The organism is Streptomyces sp. NPDC002793, assembly GCF_040295485.1.
Classification (GTDB): Bacteria; Actinomycetota; Actinomycetes; order Streptomycetales; family Streptomycetaceae; genus Streptomyces.
This window is the reverse complement of sequence record NZ_JBEOVL010000006.1, coordinates 126,894-149,980: the sequence shown is the minus strand read 5'-3', so window position 1 is coordinate 149,980 and position 23,087 is coordinate 126,894. Positions and strand designations below refer to the sequence as shown.

21 protein-coding genes are annotated in these 23,087 nt (G+C 70.9%); 6 read left to right on the top strand and 15 right to left on the bottom strand.

Annotated elements, in window-relative coordinates:
- Positions 1 to 20: 20 nt before the first annotated feature.
- Positions 21 to 1,439, top strand: a complete 1,419-nt coding sequence (locus ABT001_RS08085) for an AI-2E family transporter (protein ID WP_351274022.1) — start codon at positions 21 to 23, stop codon at positions 1,437 to 1,439.
- A 145-nt stretch (positions 1,440 to 1,584) separates the two neighbouring features.
- On the opposite strand, the gene ABT001_RS08080 is transcribed toward ABT001_RS08085, so the two are convergent.
- Both ABT001_RS08080 and ABT001_RS08075 read right to left on the bottom strand, forming a co-directional pair.
- Entirely contained in the window at positions 1,585 to 2,118 is a 534-nt protein-coding gene (locus tag ABT001_RS08080; protein WP_351274019.1) for an alkyl hydroperoxide reductase, read from the bottom strand.
- A gap of 11 nt (positions 2,119 to 2,129) precedes the next feature.
- On the bottom strand, positions 2,130 to 2,684 hold the full coding sequence (locus ABT001_RS08075; RefSeq protein ID WP_018100933.1) for a peroxiredoxin: 555 nt from the start codon (positions 2,682 to 2,684) through the stop codon (positions 2,130 to 2,132).
- Between the two features lie 132 nt (positions 2,685 to 2,816).
- Here ABT001_RS08075 and ABT001_RS08070 point away from each other — a divergent pair, with 132 nt between their 5' ends.
- The gene (locus ABT001_RS08070) at positions 2,817 to 3,776 is read left to right on the top strand and encodes a hydrogen peroxide-inducible genes activator (RefSeq protein ID WP_351274015.1); all 960 of its coding nucleotides are present in this window, start codon (positions 2,817 to 2,819) and stop codon (positions 3,774 to 3,776) included.
- Between the two features lie 30 nt (positions 3,777 to 3,806).
- On the opposite strand, the gene ABT001_RS08065 is transcribed toward ABT001_RS08070, so the two are convergent.
- From ABT001_RS08065 to ABT001_RS08045, 5 genes are all read right to left on the bottom strand, one after another.
- Entirely contained in the window at positions 3,807 to 6,143 is a 2,337-nt protein-coding gene (locus tag ABT001_RS08065; protein WP_351274012.1) for an ABC transporter permease, read from the bottom strand.
- Positions 6,140 to 6,826, bottom strand: a complete 687-nt coding sequence (locus ABT001_RS08060; protein ID WP_351274009.1) for an ABC transporter ATP-binding protein — start codon at positions 6,824 to 6,826, stop codon at positions 6,140 to 6,142. The genes ABT001_RS08065 and ABT001_RS08060 overlap by 4 nt, the downstream gene beginning before the upstream one ends.
- Positions 6,823 to 7,347: a PadR family transcriptional regulator gene (locus tag ABT001_RS08055; RefSeq protein ID WP_351274006.1), complete on the bottom strand. Its 525-nt coding sequence runs from the start codon at positions 7,345 to 7,347 to the stop codon at positions 6,823 to 6,825. The genes ABT001_RS08060 and ABT001_RS08055 overlap by 4 nt, the downstream gene beginning before the upstream one ends.
- Before the next feature lie 90 nt (positions 7,348 to 7,437).
- A complete protein-coding gene (locus ABT001_RS08050; RefSeq protein WP_351274004.1) occupies positions 7,438 to 7,704 on the bottom strand; it encodes a type II toxin-antitoxin system antitoxin in 267 nt (88 codons plus the stop codon).
- The gene (locus ABT001_RS08045; RefSeq protein WP_351274001.1) at positions 7,701 to 8,672 is read right to left on the bottom strand and encodes an SPFH domain-containing protein; all 972 of its coding nucleotides are present in this window, start codon (positions 8,670 to 8,672) and stop codon (positions 7,701 to 7,703) included. Before ABT001_RS08045 ends, ABT001_RS08050 begins: the two co-directional genes overlap by 4 nt.
- Before the next feature lie 222 nt (positions 8,673 to 8,894).
- Between ABT001_RS08045 and ABT001_RS08040 the strand changes: the two genes are divergently transcribed.
- Positions 8,895 to 11,132: a transglycosylase domain-containing protein gene (locus ABT001_RS08040; RefSeq protein WP_351273999.1), complete on the top strand. Its 2,238-nt coding sequence runs from the start codon at positions 8,895 to 8,897 to the stop codon at positions 11,130 to 11,132.
- 75 nt (positions 11,133 to 11,207) lie between these two features.
- Here the strand turns inward: ABT001_RS08040 and ABT001_RS08035 are convergent, their stop codons facing one another.
- The 4 genes from ABT001_RS08035 to ABT001_RS08020 all read right to left on the bottom strand — a co-directional run bounded on the left by ABT001_RS08035 (position 11,208) and on the right by ABT001_RS08020 (position 17,447).
- A complete protein-coding gene (locus tag ABT001_RS08035) occupies positions 11,208 to 13,106 on the bottom strand; it encodes a SpoIIE family protein phosphatase (RefSeq protein ID WP_351273996.1) in 1,899 nt (632 codons plus the stop codon).
- A 388-nt stretch (positions 13,107 to 13,494) separates the two neighbouring features.
- Positions 13,495 to 14,217 (bottom strand): cytidylyl-2-hydroxypropylphosphonate hydrolase, encoded by a 723-nt coding sequence (gene fomD, locus ABT001_RS08030; RefSeq protein ID WP_351273993.1) that lies wholly within the window; start codon positions 14,215 to 14,217, stop codon positions 13,495 to 13,497.
- Between the two features lie 37 nt (positions 14,218 to 14,254).
- Positions 14,255 to 15,658 (bottom strand): class II fumarate hydratase, encoded by a 1,404-nt coding sequence (locus tag ABT001_RS08025; RefSeq protein WP_351273991.1) that lies wholly within the window; start codon positions 15,656 to 15,658, stop codon positions 14,255 to 14,257.
- A 124-nt stretch (positions 15,659 to 15,782) separates the two neighbouring features.
- Positions 15,783 to 17,447: a fumarate hydratase gene (locus ABT001_RS08020; RefSeq protein ID WP_351273988.1), complete on the bottom strand. Its 1,665-nt coding sequence runs from the start codon at positions 17,445 to 17,447 to the stop codon at positions 15,783 to 15,785.
- A gap of 180 nt (positions 17,448 to 17,627) precedes the next feature.
- Here ABT001_RS08020 and ABT001_RS08015 point away from each other — a divergent pair, with 180 nt between their 5' ends.
- Both ABT001_RS08015 and ABT001_RS08010 read left to right on the top strand, forming a co-directional pair.
- Positions 17,628 to 18,299: a DUF1707 SHOCT-like domain-containing protein gene (locus tag ABT001_RS08015; RefSeq protein WP_351273985.1), complete on the top strand. Its 672-nt coding sequence runs from the start codon at positions 17,628 to 17,630 to the stop codon at positions 18,297 to 18,299.
- Positions 18,300 to 18,465: 166 nt separating this feature from the next.
- On the top strand, positions 18,466 to 18,837 hold the full coding sequence (locus tag ABT001_RS08010) for a WhiB family transcriptional regulator (protein ID WP_351273982.1): 372 nt from the start codon (positions 18,466 to 18,468) through the stop codon (positions 18,835 to 18,837).
- A 67-nt stretch (positions 18,838 to 18,904) separates the two neighbouring features.
- On the opposite strand, the gene glpX is transcribed toward ABT001_RS08010, so the two are convergent.
- A complete protein-coding gene (gene glpX, locus ABT001_RS08005) occupies positions 18,905 to 19,936 on the bottom strand; it encodes a class II fructose-bisphosphatase (protein WP_351273979.1) in 1,032 nt (343 codons plus the stop codon).
- 161 nt (positions 19,937 to 20,097) lie between these two features.
- Between glpX and ABT001_RS08000 the strand changes: the two genes are divergently transcribed.
- The gene (locus tag ABT001_RS08000; protein WP_351273976.1) at positions 20,098 to 20,682 is read left to right on the top strand and encodes a DUF4245 domain-containing protein; all 585 of its coding nucleotides are present in this window, start codon (positions 20,098 to 20,100) and stop codon (positions 20,680 to 20,682) included.
- 78 nt (positions 20,683 to 20,760) lie between these two features.
- Here ABT001_RS08000 and ABT001_RS07995 read toward each other — a convergent pair whose 3' ends face one another.
- The 3 genes from ABT001_RS07995 to xseA all read right to left on the bottom strand — a co-directional run bounded on the left by ABT001_RS07995 (position 20,761) and on the right by xseA (position 22,989).
- Positions 20,761 to 21,351, bottom strand: coding sequence for a malonic semialdehyde reductase (locus ABT001_RS07995; protein ID WP_351273973.1), 591 nt, complete (start codon positions 21,349 to 21,351; stop codon positions 20,761 to 20,763).
- A 134-nt stretch (positions 21,352 to 21,485) separates the two neighbouring features.
- Positions 21,486 to 21,737 (bottom strand): exodeoxyribonuclease VII small subunit, encoded by a 252-nt coding sequence (locus ABT001_RS07990; RefSeq protein ID WP_351273970.1) that lies wholly within the window; start codon positions 21,735 to 21,737, stop codon positions 21,486 to 21,488.
- 40 nt (positions 21,738 to 21,777) lie between these two features.
- Complete coding sequence (gene xseA / locus ABT001_RS07985; protein ID WP_351273967.1) at positions 21,778 to 22,989, bottom strand: exodeoxyribonuclease VII large subunit; 1,212 nt, start codon at positions 22,987 to 22,989, stop codon at positions 21,778 to 21,780.
- Positions 22,990 to 23,087: the final 98 nt, after the last annotated feature.

The window sequence follows — 23,087 nt, the reverse complement described above, 5'->3', positions numbered from 1 at the left end:
ATGGGGGAAAGGGAAAATCCATGTCGAAACTACCGGGGTGGCTCGGCCGGCTGGGCGCCGAACTCACCGAGATCGGGGCGCGCCTGGAAGAGCGGCGCGCCGAGGACGAGCGCCGCGCCGACGAGGCCGCGGTGAGTGTCTCCTCGTCGACGCTCTCCACCGTCGCCGCCGAACAGGTGCCCCGCCCGCCCACCTACGCCCCCTCCGTCGCCGCCAAGCCCGACCCGGTGGCCGCCATCCCCTGGGGGATGCGCGTCGCGGCCGAGGCCGGCTGGCGTCTGCTGGTCCTGGCGGGCACGCTCTGGGTGCTCATGCGGATCATCAGCGCCGTCCAGCTCGTCGTGCTGGCCTTCGTCGCCGCCCTGCTGGTGACCGCGATGCTCCAGCCGACCGTCGTACGCCTCAGGCGTATCGGGCTGCCCCGGGGGCTGGCCACCGCCGTCACGGCGGTGCTCGGGTTCGTTGTCATGGGCCTGGTCGGCTGGTTCGTCGTCTGGCAGGTGATGGACAATCTGGACACCCTCTCGGACCGGGTCCGTGACGGCATCGACGAGCTGAAGCGCTGGCTCCTCGACAGCCCGTTCCACGTCACCGAGTCGCAGATCAACGACATCGCGAAGAACCTCAGCGACACCATCGGCACCAACACCGAGGAGATCACCTCCGCCGGACTCCAGGGCGTCACGGTGATGGTGGAGATCCTCACCGGGCTGCTGCTGGCGATGTTCTCGACGCTCTTCCTGCTCTACGACGGGAAGCGGATCTGGCAGTGGGTGCTCAAGCTGGTGCCCGCCCAGGCCCGCCCGGGTGTCGCCGGCGCCGGCCCGCGCGCCTGGCGGACGCTGACCGCCTATGTGCGGGGCACGGTGATCGTGGCCCTGATCGACGCGATCTTCATCGGGCTCGGGATCTACTTCCTCGACGTGCCGATGGCGGTGCCGCTCGCCGTCTTCGTCTTCCTCTTCGCCTTCGTCCCGCTGGTCGGCGCGGTGGTCTCCGGCGCCCTGGCCGTGGTCGTCGCACTCGTCACCCAGGGCGTGTTCACCGCTCTGATGGTGCTGATCGTGGTGCTCGCCGTGCAGCAGATCGAGGGCCACATCCTGCAGCCCTTCATCCTGGGCCGCGCCGTACGCGTCCATCCGCTGGCCGTGGTGCTCTCGGTCGTGGCGGGAGGCATGGTCGCGGGCATCGGCGGCGCGGTCGTGGCCGTACCGCTGGTCGCCGTGATCAATACGGTGGTCGGCTATCTCCGCTCGTACGGGCACGACCCGGACGTGCCCCAGGGGCCCGGGCCGCACGGCGCCACGGCGCTCTCGGCCCTGCCACCGACGGAACCGCCCTCGGCCAGGCCCCTTCCCGCGGAAGGCTCCGGCCCGGCCGCCGAGGACGACCGCGGCGAGGGCGCCGGGTCCGGCCCGCCGGACGACCGGAAGTACTAGCGGATGCGGCACCTGGCCCTCGCCCGCGGCCAGGACGCGCGCGGGGAGCGTGACCACGACGGGTGGGGCCGGGCATGAGAGAAGAAGGGCCCCAGGGACGGTCGGTCGTCCTCGGGGCCCTTCTCGTACAAGGTACTGCGGGGTACTACTCGGCGAGAACGGCCTCGGCTTCGAGGGTCACGCCGACCGCCTGGATCACCGAAGCGATCTTGACGGCTTCCTGAATGGTCTCACGGTCGACGCCGGCCTTGCGCAGCACCTGCTCGTGGGAGTCCAGGCACTGGCCGCAGCCGTTGATCGCGGAGACGGCGAGCGACCACAGCTCGAAGTCGACCTTCTCCACGCCCGGCTTGCCGATGACATTCATCCGCAGGCCCGCACGGAGGTTCCCGTACTCGGGGTCCGACAGCAGGTGCCGGGTGCGGTAGAAGACATTGTTCATCGCCATGATGGCGGCGGCCGACTTCGCCGCGGTGTACGCCTCGGCGGAGAGGTTGGCCTTCGCCTCCGGCTCCAGCTCGCGCAGCACCCTCGGCGAGCGCGAGGCGATCGCGCAGGCCAGGACGGTGCCCCACAGCTGCTGCTGGGGGAGCTCGCTGTTGCCGATGACCGAGCCGAGGTTCAGCTTCAGGTCCTTGGCGAAGTCCGGTACGGCCGACTTCAGTTCATCGAGTGCCATGAGGTATCAGCTCACTCGCCCGAGAGGAGCGCGACCGGGTCGAGGGTGTTCTCGCCCTTGGTCCAGTTGCAGGGGCACAGCTCGTCGGTCTGCAGGGCGTCGAGGACCCGCAGGACCTCCTTGGGGTTACGGCCCACGGAGCCGGCGGTCACCATCGTGAACTGGATCTCGTTGTTCTGGTCGACGATGAAGACGGCGCGCTGGGCGAAGCCGTCCTCGCCCTCGATGCCGAGGTCACGCATGAGCTCGTGCTTCGAGTCGGCCAGCATCGGGAAGGGCAGGTCGGTCAGGTCCGGGTGGTCCTTGCGCCAGGCGTGGTGCACGAACTCGGAGTCACCGGAGAAGCCGAGGATCTGCGCGTCACGGTCGGCGAACTCGTCGTTCAGCTTGCCGAAGGCGGCGATCTCGGTCGGGCACACGAAGGTGAAGTCCTTCGGCCACGCGAACACGATCTTCCACTGACCCTCGTAGGTCTTGTGGTTGATCTGCTCGAACTCCTTGCCGCTCTCCAGCGACACGCAAGCGGTCAGGTCGAACTCGGGGAACTTGTCACCGACAGTGAGCACGCGCACTCCTTGCTGCGTAGGAATTCCCCTTTTGGGGGCGTTCCTGGGGGTTGGACTGCCCCCACCTTGGCACAGAGTGCATTGATCACGGAAATAGCTACACTCGGTCGGGATGATCGGAGGTGCCTATCAGTGGCGTATGTAAATCAGGCTAATAGGGTCAAGCAGCCCAGCCTCTCGCAGCTGCGCGCCTTCACGGCCGTGGCGGAGCATCTGCACTTCCGGGACGCGGCTGCCGCAATCGGCATGAGTCAGCCGGCGCTCTCCGGGGCGGTGTCCGCACTGGAGGTGGCACTGGGTGTCCAGCTCATCGAGCGTACGACCCGCCGGGTGCTGCTCTCGCCCGCGGGGGAGCGCCTCGCGGTGCGGAGCCGGGCGGTGCTGGAGGCGCTGGGCGAGCTGATGGAGGAGGCCGAGGCGGTGCGCGCGCCGTTCACCGGGATACTCCGGCTCGGCGTGATCCCGACCGTCGCCCCGTATCTGCTGCCGGCCGTGCTCAGGCTGGTCCACGAGCGCTATCCCGACCTGGAGCTCCAGGTCCATGAGGAGCAGACCTCCTCGCTGCTGGACGGGCTGTCGGCCGGCCGGCTGGACCTGCTGCTGCTCGCGGTGCCGCTGGGGGTGCCCGGCGTGACGGAACTGCCGTTGTTCGACGAGGACTTCGTGCTCGTCATGGAGGAGGGGCACGACCTCGCCGGGCGCACCGGCCTGCCGCGCGAGAAGCTGCGCGACCTGCCGTTGCTGCTGCTCGACGAGGGGCACTGCCTGCGGGACCAGGCGCTGGACATCTGCCGGGAGGCGGGGCGCACCCAGGGGGCGCCGGTGACGACGACCGCGGCCGGGCTCTCGACCCTGGTGCAGCTCGTCGCGGGCGGGCTCGGGGTGACGCTGTTGCCGCGTACGGCGGTGACGGTGGAGACCGGGCGGAACGAGGCGCTGTCCACCGGGTACTTCACGGACCCGGCACCCTCGCGGCGGGTGGCGCTGGCCGTGCGGACCGGGTCGGCGCGGCACGAGGAGTTCGAGGAGTTCGCGGCCGCGCTGCGGGGCGCGATGGTGACGCTGCCGGTGCGGGTGCACGCGGAGGGGTGAGCGTGAGTGGTGCCCACCCCTCCGGGGCGCTCACTCCGTGCGCAGGCCGTCCGGGCGCATCATGCGCCAGAGCAGCGGCAGGGAGAACACGGTCACGACCACGACGAGGGCCCCGCCCGCGCCCGCCAGGGGCAGGAACACCCACCACTGGGTGACCGTCTTCGCCAGCATCCAGGTCATGACCGCGCCCAGCCCCAGCCCGCCCGCCGTCGCGACCAGCAGACCGACCGCCACCGGCACGGCGGTCTGCCAGAGCACCGACCAGCCGAGGGTGACCCGCCGGGTGCCGAAGGCGACCAGCACCGACAGCAGCCGCTTGCGCTCCCGGAGCTGTTCGAGCTGCGAGACCAGCATGGAGGCGGCGATCAGCAGCAGGGTGGCCACCGCGCCGAGCCGCAGCGCCGTCTGCACACTGGCGTACTGACGGTCGCGAGCCACGTCGGTCAGGGCGGCGACCCGCATACCGGGGTCGATCCTGGCACCCGTGTTCCGTACGTGTTCGGCGACGTCCGCCACGCCCTCGTCGACCCGGATCTGAGCCGTGACCTGGCCGTGCGGCAGGGTGTCCGGGTCGATCGCACCGGGTGTCGCGAGGATGCCCCAGTGCTCCTCGCCGAGCGGGTCGAGGCCGGCCCGCACGGTCCGGGCGTCCGCCGGCAGGGTCCAGGGCATCGACGGCGCGTCCGACTCCTCGCCGCGGGTGGGGTCGAGTTCGATCTCCTCGCCCTTGCGGGCCGTCTCGTCGATCCAGTCGGCGTGTTCCTTGTCGTGTTCCGGGTGGGCGACGAAGACGTCCCCCTCCGCGCAGGAGCCGACGGCGGCCAGCTCCTTCAGGGTGGCGCAGTCGCCGATGGTCAGCGTGGTGGTGGGCTGGATCTCGTCCGCGCCGTACGTCCCCGGCCTGGTCACGTACGTCACGACCGTCCCGATGACGGCCTCGACCCCCTCGGTGGCCCGGAACTCCTCGATGGTCCTGGCCGCGGCCTCGCCGCTGACGTCCTCGGAGTAGGTGTGGAACTGCGCCCGTGTCGGATCCTGCCCCGTCATCTCGGTGAACTCGTCACCCATGGCCGCGAACATCATCTGCAGGGCCACGGCGCCCGCCACCGCGACCGTGATGCCGCTGACCGCGCGCGACGCCGCGCCGCTGTTCAGCTGGAGGCGGCGGACGGCGAGCTGCCAGGGCAGCGGGCCGCCGCGCAGCCGTTTCACGACCGCCTCGACCAGCCAGGGCAGCAGCAGGGCGAGTCCGACGAGGACGAGTACGGCGCCGACGGCGATCGGGTAGGGGTCGACGGTGGTGAACTCGTCGACCCGTCCGGTCAGCCCCAGCACGGCGACGCCCGCGACCGGCACCAGCAGCCGCCACCAGAGGCGCCGCCGCCGGCTCCCGGAGTCGCGTACGACGCCGAGGGGTTCGATGACCACCGACCGCAGAGCCGCCAGGGTGACGAACACCGCGGCGAGGGGCACCGCGATCGCGATCAGCGCGGCCAGCCACGCGGCGGGGACCAGGTCGGACGGGAAGGCGCTGTGGCCCCACAGCTCCACCTCGCCCACGAAGGCGCGGCCCACCAGGAAGAAGGCGAGGCCCACCAGCAGGCCGAGCAGCGAGCCGAACAGGGCTTCACCCGCCGCGATCCTGCGGGTCGTCCGGATGTCCGCACCGACCAGGCGCAGTGCGGCGAGCCGGCGGTCCCGGCGCTCGCCGCCGAAGCGCACGGCCGTGGCGATGAAGATCGCCACGGGGACCAGCAGGACGACGCAGATGAGGATGACCAGGACGACCAGGGCGGGTGGCAGCTCCTCGCCCCCGCTCCTGTCGCCGTAGCCGTCCACGCGGTGACCGCCGTCGGCCGGGGTCAGGGTGCCGCTGCCCGCGTAGTAGTACAGCTCGCCAGGGGAGAGCAGGCCGGCGTCGCCGATCGTCGCGCTGATCCGGTAGGGGAGGCGCTCCTTGAGGAGGCTGCCGTCCGGTGAGCTCAGCAGCTCCTCCAGGGCGGGGGAGGCGACCATCTCACCGGGGGCGGGGAGGGATCCGACGCCGGGAGGGGTGACCGGACGCGCGCCTTCCGGGCGCATCAGGAAGCCCTGGACGACCTGACCCCTGAACTCGGTCTCGACGCCGAGCCGGAGCACCGTGGTGTCGGACTTCCGGGCCTTGTCGTTCCAGGAGGCCTGGCTCTCCGTACGGGCCCCCTCGCGTGCGGAACGCTCGTCCAACAGGTGGGGGACGGACGAGGCGACCAGCAGCAGTGCCACTCCGAGACCCACCCCGACGGCGGTGAGCGCGGTCCGTGCCCAGCCCTCCCGGCCGCCCGCGGCGGCGAAGCGTATGCCGAGGCCGAGGTCACGAAGCCAGTTCACAGGGCGTACTCCAGGTCGCGGCACCGGCCGTCGCGCACGACGATGTCGCGGTCCGAGTAGGCGGCCACCCGCGCCTCGTGGGTCACGAGCACGACGGCCGTGTTCGCCGTCCGGGCGGACTCGGTCAGCAGGTCCATGACCCGCTCGCCGTTGAGGGAGTCCAGTGCGCCCGTCGGTTCGTCGGCGAAGACCACCTTGGGGGAGGCGACCAGGGCGCGGGCCACGGCGACGCGCTGGCCCTGACCGCCGGACACCTCACCGGGGCGCTGGGTGGTGAGGTCCTCGACCTCCAGGCGCTCCAGCCATTCCCGGGCGGTGCGTTCGGCCTCCTTGCGCTTGACTCCGTTGAGACGCAGCGGAAGGGCGACGTTCTCCAGGCAGGTCAGTTCGGGGACGAGCTGGCCGAACTGGAAGACGAAGCCGAAGTCGCTGCGGCGCAGGGCGCTGCGCTCGGCGTCGGACATCGCGGACAGCTCGCGGCCGGCGTAGGTGATGGTGCCCTCGTCGGGGACGACGATCCCGGCGAGGCAGTGCAGCAGTGTCGACTTGCCGGAGCCGGACGGGCCCATCACGGCGACGACCTCGCCGGGGTGGACGGAGAACGAGGCGCCGTCCAGGGCGGGGGTCGGCCCGTAGGTCTTGTGCAGGTCGTGGGCGGCGAGCAGGGAGCCGGCGGGTGTCACGGGACGATCACCTCGGCGAGCTTGCCGAGCCGGGCCGTGGTCAGTTCCAGCCAGCGGAGGTCCGCTTCGAGGTGGAACAGGGCGTGGTCGCAGATCAGTTGGTCGGCGAGGTCGCCCTTGCGCTTGCGGTCGGTGAGGATGCGCATCAGGCGCAGGTGCTCGGAGCGCTGGGCGTCCAGGAGGTCGGCGGCGTCGCGGCCGGTGAGCAGGGCCAGCACGACCTTCGTGTACAGGGTCGACTGGAGGTACGGCTCGGGCTTCTCGGGCTGCGCGAGCCAGGTGGTGACGTCGGTGATGCCGGCGTCGGTGATGGCGTACCGCTTGCGTTCGGGACCGCCGTCCGTCTCCACGCCGTCGACCTCGACGAGCCCGTTCTTGAGCAGGCGGGACATGGTCGCGTAGACCTGGCCGTAGTGCAGGGGGCGATCGTGCCCGAACTTCTCGTCGAAGGCGCGCTTGAGGTCGTAGCCGTGGCGGGGGCCGGATTCGAGGAGCCCGAGGAGGGTGTGACCGATGGACATGCGCCGCACTGTACATGGTGTGTATACCTCGCATGTATACGGGCCCGTCCCCGGGATGCCCCGGCGGCGGAGGGGTCTCGGCGGCGGGGCTCACCCCTCCGCTTCGGGCGGTGGCGGCGTCTTCGGGGGGCGGCCCCGGCGGGGGATCGGGGACGCGCCGCCCGGGAGGCGGCCCGCCTCCGCCAGGGCCCGCCGCAGCAGGAACTCGATCTGCGCGTTCGCGCTGCGCAGCTCGTCGGAGGCCCACCGGGCCAGCGCGTCATGCACCGCGGGGTCCAGCCGCAGCAGCATCTGCTTGCGGGTGGACCCACGCCGGGCCGGCGGCCGGTCCCCGGGAGGTGTGGTGTCGTCCGTCACTGGTAGAGCGTGCCCGTGTTCAGGACCGGCTGTGCCGCCCGGTCACCGCAGAGCACCACCATCAGGTTGCTCACCATCGCCGCCTTGCGTTCGGAGTCGAGCTCGACGATGTCCTGCTCCGCGATCCGGGTCAGTGCCATCTCGACCATGCCCACCGCCCCCTCGACGATCAGCTGGCGGGCCGCCACGACCGCACCGGCCTGCTGGCGCTGCAGCATCGCCGAGGCGATCTCGGGGGCGTACGCGAGGTGGCTGAAGCGGGACTCGATGATCTGTACGCCCGCCGCCTGCACCCGTGCGGTCAGCTCGACCGCGAGCTTCTCGGTGATCTCCTCGGCGTTGCCGCGCAGCGAGAGGCCGCCCTCCTCGTGGGAGTCGTACGGGTACTCGATTGCGATGTGCCGGAGGGCGGACTCGGTCTGCGTGGCGACGAACTCCAGGAAGTCGTCGACCTCGAAGAGTGCCTGCGCGGTGTCCTCGACCTTCCAGACGACGATCGACGCCAGCTCGATCGGGTTGCCGTAGGCGTCGTTGACCTTCAGGACGGCCGTCTCGTGGTTGCGGACCCGGGTGGAGATCTTGCGGCTGGACGTCAGCGGGTTGATCAAGCGCAGGCCGTCCGCACGGATCGTGCCGACGTAGCGGCCGAAGAGCTGGATGACCTGGGCCTCACCCGGAGCGACCATTTTCACACCGCTCATGCAGAAGAACGAGGCGATGGTCAGGAGCGGTCCCACGACGAGGAGCGGGATGCCGGCGCCCTTGTTCCCGTCCGAGGCGAGGACGCCGCCGACTATGGCCAGGCCCACGCCCAGGAGCACCCCGACGATCGTCAGCAGCAGCCCCAGGCCGCCGGGGATGGAGTGGGCGGTCGTCTCCCTGACCTGGGGCGTAGGCATCTCGGGCGCGTCCGGCGTCAGGTCGGCGCCGGGGCCGGTGGTGCCGGGACGGTCGTGTGCTGCGGACATGGGTCCCCCGTTTCGTGCGGCATCGCGCCGCGCTAGCAATGTGATTACACATTAACCCTTCTCGCAACCTTGTGCACCCCTCGTGAGTCGGTTCCATGGGGGGCGGGTGCTGATTCTCACGTCCGGAAAAGGCCGGATCGCTCGCCATTTGTCCGAGCTTTCGGTGTTAGCTGGCAGGTCTGACCGGAGCGGTACGAGCAGAAGAACAGGAGCACCACAGCGATGGGTCGAGCGGAAGCGCGGCGAGCCCAGGGGCGGAGAGCTCGCCGGGCCGCCGGGAGCGGCGGCATACGCCGGCTCTTCACCTGGCGGAAGATCCTGGGCACCCTCTTCGGGCTCTGCCTGCTCGTGATGGGCGCCTTCGTGGCGCTCTACGTGTACGTCGACGTGCCGGAGGCCAACGCCCGGGCCCAGAAGCAGAGCAACGTCTACAAGTACAGCGACGGCACGCTCCTGGCCCGGAGCAACTCCGAGGTCAACAGGGAGATAGTCGACCTGAAGGTCGTGCCGAAGCCGGTCCAGCACGCCTTCGTCGCCGCCGAGAACAAGTCCTTCTACCGGGACCAGGGCGTCGACCTCAAGGGCACCACCCGCGGTCTGCTCAACACGGTGACCGGCAAGGGCAAGCAGGGTGGCTCCACGATCACCCAGCAGTACGTCAAGAACTACTACCTCACGCAGGACCAGACGGTCACCCGCAAGCTCAAGGAGCTGGTGATATCGCTCAAGGTCGACCAGCGGATGGAGAAGGACGACATCCTCGCCGGGTACCTCAACACCGTGTACTACGGGCGCGGGGCGAGCGGCATCCAGGCGGCGGCACAGGCCTACTACGGCGTCGACGCCAAGGATCTCGACACCTCGCAGGGCGCCTACCTCGCGGCCCTGCTCCAGGCCCCCAGCCAGTACGACTGGGCGAACGCCACTCCCACCGGGAAGAAGCTCGTCAAGGAGCGCTGGGCGTACACGCTGAACAACATGGTCGACGAGGGCTGGCTCGACCGGGCCGAGCGGGACGCGATGACCTTCCCCGTCCCCGACTCGCCCAAGGCCGCCCCCGGCATGGAGGGCCAGACCGGTTACCTCGTCGAAGCCGCGAACGACGAGATGAAGCGGCAGGGCGTCACGGACGAGATGCTGGACGCGGGCGGCTGGACGATCACCCTCAACGTCGACGAGAAGAAGCAGAAGCAGCTGGAGAAGTCGGTCGACCGCCAGCTGGAGAACCAGCTCGACCGGAAGGGCAACAAGGTCGACGCGACCGTCCAGGCCGGCGCCACCTCGGTGGACCCGAAGACCGGCAAGGTGCTCGCGCTGTACGGCGGCGTCGGAGCCACCGAGCACTACATATCCAACGCCACCCGGCAGGACTACCAGCCGGCCTCCACCTTCAAGCCGCTGGTGCTCGCCTCCGCGCTGGAGAACGAGTCGACCACCCAGGACGGCGACCTGATCGGCCTGAACACGGTCTACGACGGCACCAGCAAGCGTCCCGTGGTCGGCAGCGACACCCCGTTCGCCCCGCAGAACGAGGACGACATCAGCTACGACAGTCCCACCGTGCAGACGGCGATGGACAAGTCGATCAACTCGGTCTTCGCGCAGATGGTCGTCGACGTCACCCCGAGCGCCGTGAAGAAGACCGCGCTCGACATGGGCGTACCGGACAAGAACTTCCCCGAGCGCCCCGCCATCACGCTCGGCACCATGAACGCCTCGACGTGGGACATGGCCGGGGTGTACGCCACGCTCGCCAACCACGGCAAGAAGGTCACCCCGACCATCGTGAAGTCCGCCGCGCACCGCGACCGCACCATGGAGCCCGTCGACGGGGTGGGCGGCCAGGCGATCAGCCGGGCGTCCGCCGACACGGTGACGAAGGCACTGACCGAGGTCGTCGACATCGGCTCCGGCCGGGAGGCCAACACCTCCGCCTACGACGCCGCGGGCAAGACGGGTACCTCCGAGGACAACAAGGCGGCGTGGTTCACCGCCTACACGCCGGAGATCACCACAGCGGTGGCCCTCTTCGGTGAGTCCACCGAGGACGGCGGCGGCCAGGTCAGTCTCACCGGCACGGCCAACTCCGGCCGGGCCAACGGCGGTGGCTTCCCCGCCAGGATCTGGGCGGACTACACCCTCGGCGCGCTCGGCGGCGGCTCGGACGCCACCTTCGACCTGCAGGGGATCGAACGCGGTGAGACGCCGGTGAAGGAAAGCCCGTCGGCCACCACCCCGCCCGAGACCGAGGAACCCTCCGAGACCCCGTCCGAGGAGCCCTCGGAGACACCCTCCGAGTCTCCCAGCGAGACGCCGAGCGAGGAGTCCCCGCCGGCCGAGACGCCGAGCGAGACGCCCAGTGAGACGCCGAGCGAGACGCCCAGCGAGACGAAGGACCCCGAGGACGGGGACCGGCCGCCCGGCGAACGGCCGGGCGGCGAGGACCTCCTGGGGCGGTGACGACGCATGAGGGGCGGTGCCGACCCCGGGAGACCGCCGACCGGCACCCGCCCCTCACACACGTCGGGCCACCACCTACGGGGTGGCCATCTCGAACCACACCACCTTGCCGGTCGAGAGCCGGGTAGCCCCCCACCGCCTGGCCAGCCGGTTGACCAGGAACAGCCCACGGCCGCCCTCGTCGGTCTCCCTGGCCCGGCGCTGACGCGGCAGCTGCGGGGAGTCGTCCCCGACCTCGCAGCGCAGGATGTCCGTACGCAGCAGCCGCAGCGTCACCGGCCGCTCCGCGTAGCGCACGGCATTGGTCACCACCTCGCTGACCAGCAGCTCCACCTCGTCCGACAGGTCGTCCAGACCCCACCGGCTCAGCGCCCTGCGGGCCAGCCTGCGGGCCCGGCCGGGCGCCGCGTCCTCCGGTTCCAGGAACCAGTACGCGACGTCGCTCGGCGCGATCCCGTCGAACCGGGCGGCCAGCAGGGCGATGTCGTCGTCCCGGTCACCGGGGCCGAGCATGTCCAGCACGTCGTCGCAGAGCGCTTCCAGCGGCGGCGAATGATCCGGCCCGGTCAGCTGCGCGGTGGCGGCCAGCCGCTCCCGCAGGATCTCGATGCCCGTCCACACGTCCCTTATCCGGGACTCCACCAGGCCGTCCGTGTAGAGCAGCAGCGTGGCCCCGGCCGGCGCGTCCAGCTCCACGGCCTCGAAGTCGACCCCGCCGACCCCGATCGGCGCGCCCGGCGGCACCCGCAGCACCTCGGCCCGGCCGCCCAGGTGGAGCAGGACGGGCGGCGGGTGCCCGGCGTTGGCGATGGTGATGCGGTGGGCGACCGGGTCGTACACCGCGTACAGGCAGGTCGCCATGCGGTCGCTGCCGAGCCGCTGGGCCTGCTCGTCCAGATGGTGCAGGACCTCCTGCGGAGGCAGGTCGAGACCAGCGAGGGTCTGCGCGGTGGTGCGCAGCTGGCCCATGATCGCGGCGGACGTCATGGAGTGCCCCATCACGTCACCGACGACCAGGGCGACCCTGCTGCCGGGCAGCGGGATCGCGTCGTACCAGTCCCCGCCGACCCGGGCCGTCTCGGCGGCCGGGAGGTAGCGCGAGGCCAGGCGCACGCCCGTGGGCTGGGGCAGCGAGTCGGGCAGCATCGTGCGCTGGAGCTCGTCGGCGATGTACGCCTCGCGGCCGTACAGCACCGCCTTGTCGATGCCGAGCGCGGTGTGCGTGGCCAGCTGGGCGGCGACCAGGAGGTCGTTGGCCTCGAACGGCGCACGGTCCGTGCCGCGCAGGAAGACGGCGGCGCCGATCACCCGGCGACGGCCCCGCAGCGGAGCGAGGATCGCGCGGTGCCCGGTCGGCACGGTGCGGCCGGCCCCCAGCAGCTCGGGCAGGGCGACGCGCGCCGCGGCGGAGTCCCCGAAGACGGGGCGCACCCCGCGCAGCACCTCGGCGAGTGCGCCGCCCGTCCTGATCTCGCACAGGTCGGCGGCCGGCAGCATCCCGGACTGCGGGTCGGTGACGGCCAGCCGCAGCCGCTCGCCCTCCGGCCCGCTGTCACTCTCCTCGTCGGTCAGCCGCAGCCGGTCGGTGCGCCGCAGCCGGAGGACGAACGGGTTGACGGGCCGTTCGTCACCCACCGGGAGCGGGTCGCGGAGGTAGACGAGTATGGCGTCGGAGAACGTGGGCACGCTCGCCCGGCACAGGCCCAGCACGATCTCGTCCAGGTCTATGCCGCGAGCGATCCGACGGGTCGCGGCGCCTACGAACCGCAGCCGGTCCCCCTCGCGGCGCATGACCGTCTGGGGGTCGACGACGGGTGTCGCGCCGTCCATACCCGTACCGGAGGCCGGGGAGGGGCCGGGGATCGAGGCGGCGGCAACGCCCGGCGGGGCCTCCTGCTGCCGTGGCCGCGCGCGTTCCTGCGGCCGGGCGGCGAGTGGCTGCCGGCCTTCGTGGGAGGTGGGATGCTCCGTCACGCGTGGGATTCCGTCCGTCCGGGCCGGTTGTATGAGGCGACCACTGCCGCCTCGAGGGGTCGCGCCACTGTGCCCCGCTGAGAGCTCCGAGAACAACGGCTGTCACCGGATGCCCTCGGAAAGGGGGCCGAAACCGTACGGCCGTCAGTGAGGCCGGTATGTGCCCTTCCGGTGGCCGGGCAGGGGACTACGAGCATGTCTCCACCCCCTCATAGTGGTTCATGCGACCGCAGGGGCACCCGGCCGGGTGGGCCGGGTGACTCATGCGCTGCGTTCGGTGACTGGTGGTCAGCCCCTGGGCCGTTCGCGCCGGTTGCGGTGCGCCTTCCGGCGGAGCGGTTCGCGGAGGACGATCCTGCGTTCGCCCTCCTGGGGTGCGTCAAGGGTCTCACGACGTGGTGGGGGTGGGGGTGTGGTCCCAGTCATCAGGCAGCGGGGGGACCTGCCACCGCGGATCGGGCCGCCAGTGCTCCCAGCCGTCGCTGAACGGCGCGTCCCAGCGCTCGATCGCGTCGACGGCCGCACGCCCCGCCTCGCGCACCCGCCGGGCGGTGGCCCCGTCCATCAGCCCGACCCGTTGCGCCTGGGCGAACTCGTCCTCGTCGAGCCATTCCCAGCTGTGGTCGGGACGCACCGAGATGTCGAGGAAGTGGTCCTGCGAATCGACCCCGCCCGCCCAGCGTGAGCGGGGCTCCTCGAGGTTGACGTACCAGTTGCGGAAGAGCCAGCCGCGGTCCCAGAAGAGCCAGACGGACCAGGGGTCGCCCGGCCGGGCGAGCTTCAGCACACCCGAGCCGAACCACCGGGAGCGCACCGTCGTGCGCGGGCGCGTGTAGCGAGTGGCGAGCGGCTCGGCGTGCACCTGGGTGCCGTCGGCGAGGACCGGTCTCACACACTCGGTCCCGGACGCCATCCACACCGCCAGCAGGTCGTCGGTGTCCTGGACGACCGTGACCGGACGGCAGATGTGAACGGCGGGAACGCCACCGGCGTCACCGGACCTCTCGTTGGCCCGGTAGCGCCAGAGGATCCGGTCCCCCGGCGCCCAGTGCACGCCGTCCCCCGCACCCGCCCCGGTGCCTGCCCCTGTACCCTCGTCCGTCGCTGTCATGAAGTGATCTTAGGGACGCGCACGCCGGTTCGGGGCGTTACGGCCGGGTCATGCGCAACACGTCCAGGGCCTCGTCGAGTTGTTCCAGGGTCAGGTCGCCGCGTTCGACGTACCCTCCGGCCAGCACGGTCTCCCGGATCGTCGCGCCGTCGGCCAGCGACTTCTTCGCGACCTTCGCCGCCTCCTCGTAGCCGATGTACTTGTTCAGCGGGGTCACCACCGACGGCGAGGACTCGGCGTACTGCCGTGCCCGCTCCACGTGCGCCGTGACGCCGTCCACCGTGCGGTCGGCGAGCAGCCTGGAGGCGTTGGCGAGCAGCCGCACCGACTCCAGCAGGTTCTTCGCGATCACCGGGAGCATCACGTTGAGCTCGAAGTTGCCGGCCGCTCCGGCGGCGGCGACCGTGGCGTCGTTGCCCGTCACCTGGGCCGCGACCATCAGCACGGCCTCCGGGATGACCGGATTGACCTTGCCCGGCATGATCGACGAACCGGGCTGCAGGTCCGGAAGGCTGATCTCGGCGAGGCCGGTGCGGGGGCCGGAGGCCATCCAGCGCAGGTCGTTGGAGATCTTGGTGAGCGACACGGCGACCGTACGGAGCTGGCCCGAGGTCTCGACGAGCCCGTCCCGGGCGCCCTGCGCCTCGAAGTGGTTCCGGGCCTCGGTGAGCGGCAGGCCGGTCGTGCGGGCGACCTCCGCGATGACGGCGGCGGAGAAGCCGGGCGGCGTGTTGATCCCGGTGCCCACCGCCGTGCCTCCGAGGGGGAGTTCGGCGAGCCGGGGGAGCGAGGCGCGCAGCCGCTCGACGCCGTGGCGGATCTGCGCCGCGTAGCCGCCGAACTCCTGCCCCAGCGTGACGGGCGTGGCGTCCATGAGGTGCGTGCGGCCCGATTTCACGACCTCCGCGAATTCGGCCGATTTCCGCTCCAGGGATGCGGCCAGGTGTTCGAGCGCCGGGATCAGGTCGGCGGTGACGGCAGCGGTCGCCGCGATGTGGATGGACGACGGGAAGACGTCGTTCGACGACTGCGAGGCGTTGACGTGGTCGTTGGGGTGGACCTCGCGCCCGAGCCGCTCGGTGGCGAGCGTGGCCACGACCTCGTTGGTGTTCATGTTGGACGACGTACCGGAACCCGTCTGGAACACGTCTACGGGGAAGTGCTCGTCCCAGCGGCCCGCCACCACCTCCGCGGCGGCCTCCTGAATCGCGTCCGCGATGTCCGGATCCAGTACCCCCAGCCCGGCGTTGACCTTCGCCGCCGCGGCCTTGATCCGGGCCAGGGCCTCGATGTGGGCCCGCTCCAGCCGTTGCCCCGAGATGGGGAAGTTCTCCACCGCCCGCTGCGTCTGGGCACGCCACTTGGCGTGCGCGGGTACCTTCACCTCGCCCATCGAGTCGTGCTCGACGCGGTACTGCGTGTCCTCGGCCGGTTCGCCCATGGTGTTGTTACCTCCTGCTGGAGCGAGCACGGACCGCGCCCGCCGTATTCCTCCCTCATCCTGCCCGCCGGACATGCCGGAGGGGCGCACCGGCGAACGGTGCGCCCCTCCGGGTGTCCGACGGTCAGCCCAGGCCGGGGCCGCGGACCGGGATGCTGGTGAAGGTCGGTGCCGGGGCGGGCTCGGTGAAGAAGTCGTTGCCCTTGTCGTCGACCACGACGAACGCGGGGAAGTCCTCGACCTCGATGCGCCAGACCGCCTCCATGCCGAGTTCCTCGTACTCGACGACCTCGACCTTCTTGATGCAGTCCTGCGCGAGGCGCGCGGCGGGGCCGCCGATCGAGCCGAGGTAGAAGCCGCCGTGCGCGTCGCACGCGTCCGTGACCTGCTTGGAGCGGTTGCCCTTGGCGAGCATCACCTTGGAGCCGCCCGCCGCCTGGAACTGTGCGACGTAACTGTCCATCCGGCCGGCCGTCGTCGGGCCGAAGGAGCCGGAGGCGTAGCCCTCGGGGGTCTTGGCCGGGCCCGCGTAGTACACCGGGTGGTCCTTGAGGTACTGCGGCATCTCCTCGCCCGCGTCGAGCCGCTCCTTGATCTTGGCGTGCGCGATGTCGCGCGCCACGACCAGCGGGCCGGTCAGCGAGAGCCGGGTCTTGACCGGGTACTTGGTCAGCTCGGCGAGGATGTCGTCCATCGGCCGGCGCAGGTCGATCTTCACGACGTCGGACTCGTCCAGGTGCTCGTCCGTGGTGTCCGGGAGGAAGTGTGCCGGGTCCTTCTCCAGCTGCTCCAGGAACACGCCCTCGGCGGTGATCTTCGCGGTCGCCTGGCGGTCGGCCGAGCAGGACACGGCGATCGCGACGGGCAGCGAGGCGCCGTGCCGGGGGAGGCGGACGACCCGGACGTCGTGGCAGAAGTACTTGCCGCCGAACTGGGCACCGATGCCGATCTTCTGCGTGAGCTCGAAGACCTTCTGCTCCAGGTCCTTGTCCCGGAAGCCGTGGCCGGTCGGGGACCCTTCGGCGGGCAGCTCGTCCAGGTAGTGCGCGGAGGCGTACTTCGCGGTCTTCAGCGCGAACTCGGCCGACGTGCCGCCGACCACGATCGCCAGGTGGTAGGGCGGGCAGGCCGCCGTCCCCAGCGAACGGATCTTCTCCTCCAGGAACTTCATCATGGAGCCCTCGTTGAGGACCGCCTTGGTCTCCTGGTAGAGGAAGGACTTGTTGGCCGAGCCGCCGCCCTTCGCCATGAAGAGGAACTTGTAGGCGCCGCCGTCGGTCGCGTACAGCTCGATCTGGGCCGGCAGGTTGGAGCCGGTGTTCTTCTCGTCCCACATGGTCAGCGGGGCCATCTGCGAGTAACGCAGGTTGAGCTTCGTGTACGCGTCGTAGATGCCGTGCGACAGGGCTTCCTCGTCGCCGCCCTCGGTGAGCACGTTCTGGCCGCGCTTGCCCATCACGATGGCCGTGCCGGTGTCCTGGCACATCGGCAGGACACCCGCGGCGGCGATGTTCGCGTTCTTCAGGAGGTCCAGCGCGACGAACTTGTCGTTGGAGGAGGCCTCGGGGTCGTCCACGATGCGGCGCAGCTGCGCGAGATGGGCGGGCCGCAGGTAGTGCGAGATGTCGTGCATGGCCTCGGCCGCGAGCGTGCGCAGGGCTTCCGGAGCCACCTTGAGGAACGTACGGCCGTCGGCCTCGAAGGTCGAGACGCCCTCGGCGGTCACCAGCCGGTACGGCGTGGTGTCCTCTCCCAGCGGGAGCAGATCGGAGTACGCAAACTCTGGCATTACGGCCATTCCTCACTCGGTGACAGCGGCTGGCCGACCTTGGACAGCGCATCCACCAGGGTAGAACCCTGCGGGCGGGCCGGACCTGTGAGGTAAGGCTCACCCGTACGGTGTGTGACGGGGCGGGATTCCGCGCACGGAGTGCTGTCGCGATCTATCGCGTTTCGGTACGCTGGCTCGGTGGACCTAGAGAAGCAGCCTCAGCAGCCCGTCGCTCCGGCCGGTCCCGCGCCCGCCGGAATCCGCGCCTCCGACGCGGACCGTGACCGGATCGCGGACATCCTGCGGGAAGCCGTGGCCGAAGGCCGGCTGACCGCCGAGGAGCACGCCGAGCGGGTCGACCTGGTCTACCGGGCCAAGACCGTCGGCGAGCTCGAACCGCTGGTCCGGGACCTGCCGCCCGCGGGCGGTGCCGCCCCGCAGCCCGTCCCGTCCTACGGGTACGGCCCCGAGGGGCCGGTCGGGCCCGCCGAGAACCTGGTGGCGGTCTTCAGCGGCTCGACGCGCAAGGGGCGTTGGCGCGTCGGCGGGCGCACGAACGCCTTCGCGCTCTTCGGGAGCGTCGAGATCGACCTGACCGAGGCGCTGTTCGGTCAGCGTCTGACGGTCATCAACGCGACGTCGATCTTCGGCAGTGTCGAGGTCAAGGTCCCCGAGAACATTTCGCTGCGCGGCAGCGGGACGGGTGTTTTCGGCAATTTCGAGGTCGACACTCTGGAATCGGCAGATCCGGAAGCACCGGTGGTCGTCGTGAACGGCTACTCCGTGTTCGGGAGCGTCGAGGCGAAGCCCAAGCGCGGCAAGCTCATCGCCAACCTGCACCGGCAGGTGCGCAAGCACCTCGGCCACTGAGGCCGGCGGGCTGAGCCACCGCGTATTCCGGCCATTCGGGAGCGCGTTGCGGTGGCCGGGGGCCGGAAGGTGACACCACTCAGTGCATAGGAGTGCGCACAGCGGGTAGGGACAGCTGACATCGCCTCTCGCTCACGAAGCCCCAAGCCGTCGTCAGGAGTGGACCGTGCTGCACATGCCGCATCAGCCCCTGCAGGTCGCCGCCGTGCCGTCCCAGCGCACTCCCGCGCGGGAGGATCAGGCGGGGCCCTGGCACTCGGAGGCGGTGTGCCGCCGGGATGAAGCCGGGCTGTTCTTCGCCCCGTCGAAGGAGCCGACTGCTGCCCGGCTGTCCCGTGAAGAGGCCGCGAAGCAGGTCTGCGCGAGGTGCCCGGTGATGGTGGAGTGCCAGGAGCACGCGCTCGTACAGCCCGAGCCCTACGGGGTGTGGGGCGGCCTCACCGCCGCGGAGCGCCGCGTGGTGCTCGCCCGGCGCCGGAGGCGCGACATGGAGCTGAAAGCGGCCTCCTCGGCCGGGTCCATAGCGGCGGCGGGCTGAGCCTCCCGTACACGGACGTCACGGTGGGGCCCGCCCCGGTCCGGGCGGGCCCCACCGTGACGCGGGCCTACTTCGCGCGGTCGAAGTCGATCGCGCTGTAGGCGCGCAGCTTCGAGAGCCGGTGCGTCGAGTCGATCCTTCGGATCGTGCCCGACTTGGACCGCATCACCAGGGACTCCGTGGACGCCGTCTCTCCGCGGTACCGCACACCGCGGAGCAGTTCGCCGTCGGTGATCCCGGTGGCGACGAAGAACACGTTGTCCCCGCTGACGAGGTCATCCGTCGACAGGACCCGGTCCAGGTCGTGACCGGCATCCAGCGCGCGCTGCCGCTCCGCCTCGTCCTTGGGCCACAGCTTGCCCTGGATGACACCGCCGAGGCACTTTATGGCGCAGGCGGAGATGATGCCCTCGGGGGTGCCGCCGATGCCCATGAGCAGGTCGACGCCGGTGCCCTCGCGGGCCGCCATGATCGAGCCCGCGACATCGCCGTCGGAGATGAATTTGATCCGGGCGCCGGTCTCCCGGATCTCCCGGACGACGTTCTCGTGCCGCGGCCGGTCCAGGATGACGACGGTGACGTCCTCGGGAGCCTGGCCCTTGGCCTTCGCGACGCGCCGGATGTTCACGGACACGGGCGCGTTGATGTCGACGAAGTCGGCGGCCTCGGGGCCGGTGACCAGCTTGTCCATGTAGAAGACCGCGGACGGGTCGAACATCGCGCCGCGGTCCGCCGCGGCCAGTACGGCGATCGCGTTGGGCATGCCCTTGGCGTTGAGCGTGGTGCCGTCGATCGGGTCGACGGCGATGTCGACCTCGGCACCGGTGCCGTCGCCGACACGCTCGCCGTTGAACAGCATGGGGGCTTCGTCCTTCTCACCCTCACCGATGACGACGACGCCGTTCATCGACACGGTGGAGACGAGCGTGCGCATGGCTTTCACGGCGGCGCCGTCGGCGCCGATCTTGTCGCCGCGGCCGACCCAGCGCCCGGCGGCCATGGCTGCGGCCTCGGTGACCCGCACCAGCTCCAGGGCCAGGTTGCGGTCGGGGGCCTCCGGGGAGACCTCGAGCTGGGACGGCAGATGATGCTCGGACATCGGAGCGCACCTTTCTGTACGACGACGACCGGAAAAGAGGGTGCTGTGACTCTATCTGTAGGACGATAAAATGAGCAGAGCGGGGCACGTATGAGCGGATGTGCCCGGTGTCCGGTCGCCCGATGGCCGGGCGGACGGAGGCCCGTGCCACCATTGAGTCCGTGGCAAGTAAGCGAGGCAAGCAGACCGTCCGGGACATGATCCTGTCGATGCTCGTGATCACCGCAGTGGCGGGCAGCATCTACGTCTTCATCCCGCACGACGACACGGCCGACCCGATCAAGGCCGTCGACTACCGGGTCGAGCTCGCGACGGCCCGCCGCGCGGCGCCGTATCCGGTGGCGGCCCCGGCCGGGCTGTCGAAGGAGTGGAAGCCGACCTCCGTCTCGTACGCGGGGCAGGACGGTGCCGGCTGGCACCTGGGCTTCCTCGACCCGGACGGCAAGTACGTCGCGGTGGAGCAGTCCACGAACCCCGCGAGGAAGTACGTCCCCCAGGTGAGCCAGCAGGCCGAGGACACCGGGCGCACCTACGAGGTGGCGGGTCAGGCGTGGCAGCGCTGGGAGGGGCCGAAGTACGACGCCCTCGTGCTGCACGACGAGGGAGTGACCACGGTGGTCACCGGATCGGCCCCGACGGAGCGGCTGGCGGAGATGGCCGCCGCACTGGAGACGGCTCCCGCCGCCACGGCTTCCCCTTCCTCCCCGGCGGCTCCCTCTCCCGACGCTTCTTCTCCCGCCTCCTGAACCAGGCGGCCGGCAGGACCGCGAGAGCCCCGCGACGCCAGGCGTCGCGGGGCTCTTCCGTGCGTTCCCGTGAGGGACTCAGACGGTGGTGACGACCTCGTCGTAGGAGAGGCGCGGGAGGCGCGGGAACCAGGCGTCCTCGCCGGGCTTGCCGATGTTGACCACCATGAGCACCTTGTGGTCGCCGTCCAGGAACTCCTTCTCGATGCCCGCGGCGTCGTAGCCGGTCATCGGGCCCGCGGCCAGGCCGGCGGCGCGGACGCCGATGATGAAGTAGGCGGCCTGCAGGGTGGCGTTCAGCGCGGCGGACTGCTCACGGACCGGGCGCTCGGAGAAGAACGCGTCCTTGGCCTGCGGGAAGTGCGGCAGCAGCGCCGGGAGTTCGTCGTGGAACTCGTGGTCCGCGACCAGGAGCGCGACCAGCGGGGCCGTGGCGGTCTTGGGCTGGTTGCCCTCGGCCATGTGCTTCACGAGACGCTCGCGGCCCTCCGGCGTGCGGACCAGGACGACGCGCAGCGGCGACTGGTTGAAGGCCGTGGGGCCGTACTTGACCAGGTCGTAGATCGCCTGGACCTGCTCGTCGGTCACCGGCTCGTCGGTGAACGTGTTGGCAGTGCGGGCCTCGCGGAAGAGGAGGTCCTGGGCGGCGGGGTCAAGAACGAGAGACATCTGAAGCGTTACCTTCCGGAGGGTGCTGGTCGAGCGATGACGTCACCGTAAGCGAGGGATAGATTAAGATTCAACTAAACCGGGTCCTGGGTGACCAACCGCACACACGTCCCCGAAGGGCCGGGGCGTACTCCTCAGTCCGTGCCGTCGGTCTCCGAAGGTTCCTCGGGGCGCGCCAGCGCCGCGTCCAGCCGGGCCCGCGCGCCCTCCAGCCAGTGCCGGCACACCTTCGCCAGCTCCTCGCCGCGCTCCCAGAGGGCCAGCGACTCCTCCAGCGTCGTGCCGCCCGCCTCCAGGCGGCGTACGACCTCGATCAGCTCGTCCCGCGCCTGCTCGTACCCGGGCGTGCCCGTCGCGGCAGCGGTCGTCGTCCCGTCGTCCGTCATGCCGACCACCCTATGCGCGGGGTCGGACAGACCAGGGCCCTCACTCCGACACCCGCACCATGAACTCGCCCTCCGACACCCGCGCCCGCAGCTCCGCGCCCGACGCCCCGGCCTCCGCGGGGGAGCGGACCACATGGCCGTCCGGCCGCTGAAGCACCGCGTAACCCCGCTCCAGCGTCGCCGCGGGCGACAGTGCCACGACCCGGGCCCGGGTGTGGGCGAGCTCCGAGTCGGCGCGGTCCAGCAGATGCCCGAGCACTCTGCGGCTCCGCCCGGTGAGCGCGTCGATCTCCGCTTCCCGCTCGTCCACCATCCGCTGCGGACGCTCCATGGAGGACCTGCCCAGCGCGTGCGCCAGGCCCCGCTCCTCCCGGTCGATCAGCCCGCGCACGGTGCGCAGCGCACGGTCCCTGAGCTGCTGGACACGGTCGAGCTCCTCACCCACGTCCGGCACGACCTTCTTCGCCGCGTCCGTCGGTGTCGACGCCCGCAGATCGGCCACCAGGTCGAGCAGGGGCGAGTCCGGCTCGTGCCCGATGGCGGAGACCACCGGTGTGCGGCACGCGGCCACCGCGCGGATCAGCGCCTCGTCGGAGAACGGCAGCAGGTCCTCGACACTGCCGCCGCCACGGGCCACGACGATCACGTCGACCTCCGGCAGCCCGTCCAGCTCCTGGACCGCCTGGACCACCTGAGCCACCGCGTGCACGCCCTGCACGGCGGTGTTACGCACCTCGAAACGCACCGCGGGCCAACGCCGCCTGGCGTTCTCCAGGACATCGCGCTCCGCCGCCGACGCCCGGCCGGAGACCAGACCGATCAGCTGGGGCAGGAAGGGCAGCGGCTTCTTCCGGGCCGGTGCGAACAGCCCCTCGGCGGCCAGCGACTTCTTCAGCTGTTCCAGCCGCACCAGCAGTTCGCCGATGCCCACCGGCCGTATCTCCGTGGCCCGGAGGGACAGCTGCCCGCGCGGGGCGTACCACTCGGGCTTGGCGAGGACGACGACCCGCGCGCCCTCCGTCACCACGTCGGCGATCCGGTCGAAGACCTGCCGGAAGCAGGTCACGCTCACCGAGATGTCGTGGGACGGGTCGCGCAGCGTCAGGAACACCACCCCGGCACCGGGCCGGCGCGACAGCTGGGTGATCTGCCCCTCGACCCAGACCGCGCCGAGCCGGTCGATCCAGCCGCCGATCAGCCGGGACACGTCGCCGACGGGCAGCGGGGCTTCCGGGGACGTAGTGAGAGCCATACGCGCGAGCGTATCGGCCGGGACGGACATCCGGGACCGGCATCCCGGGCCGGCCGTACGCCCGGACCGCGACGCGGTCCGGGTTCCCCGTCCGGCGG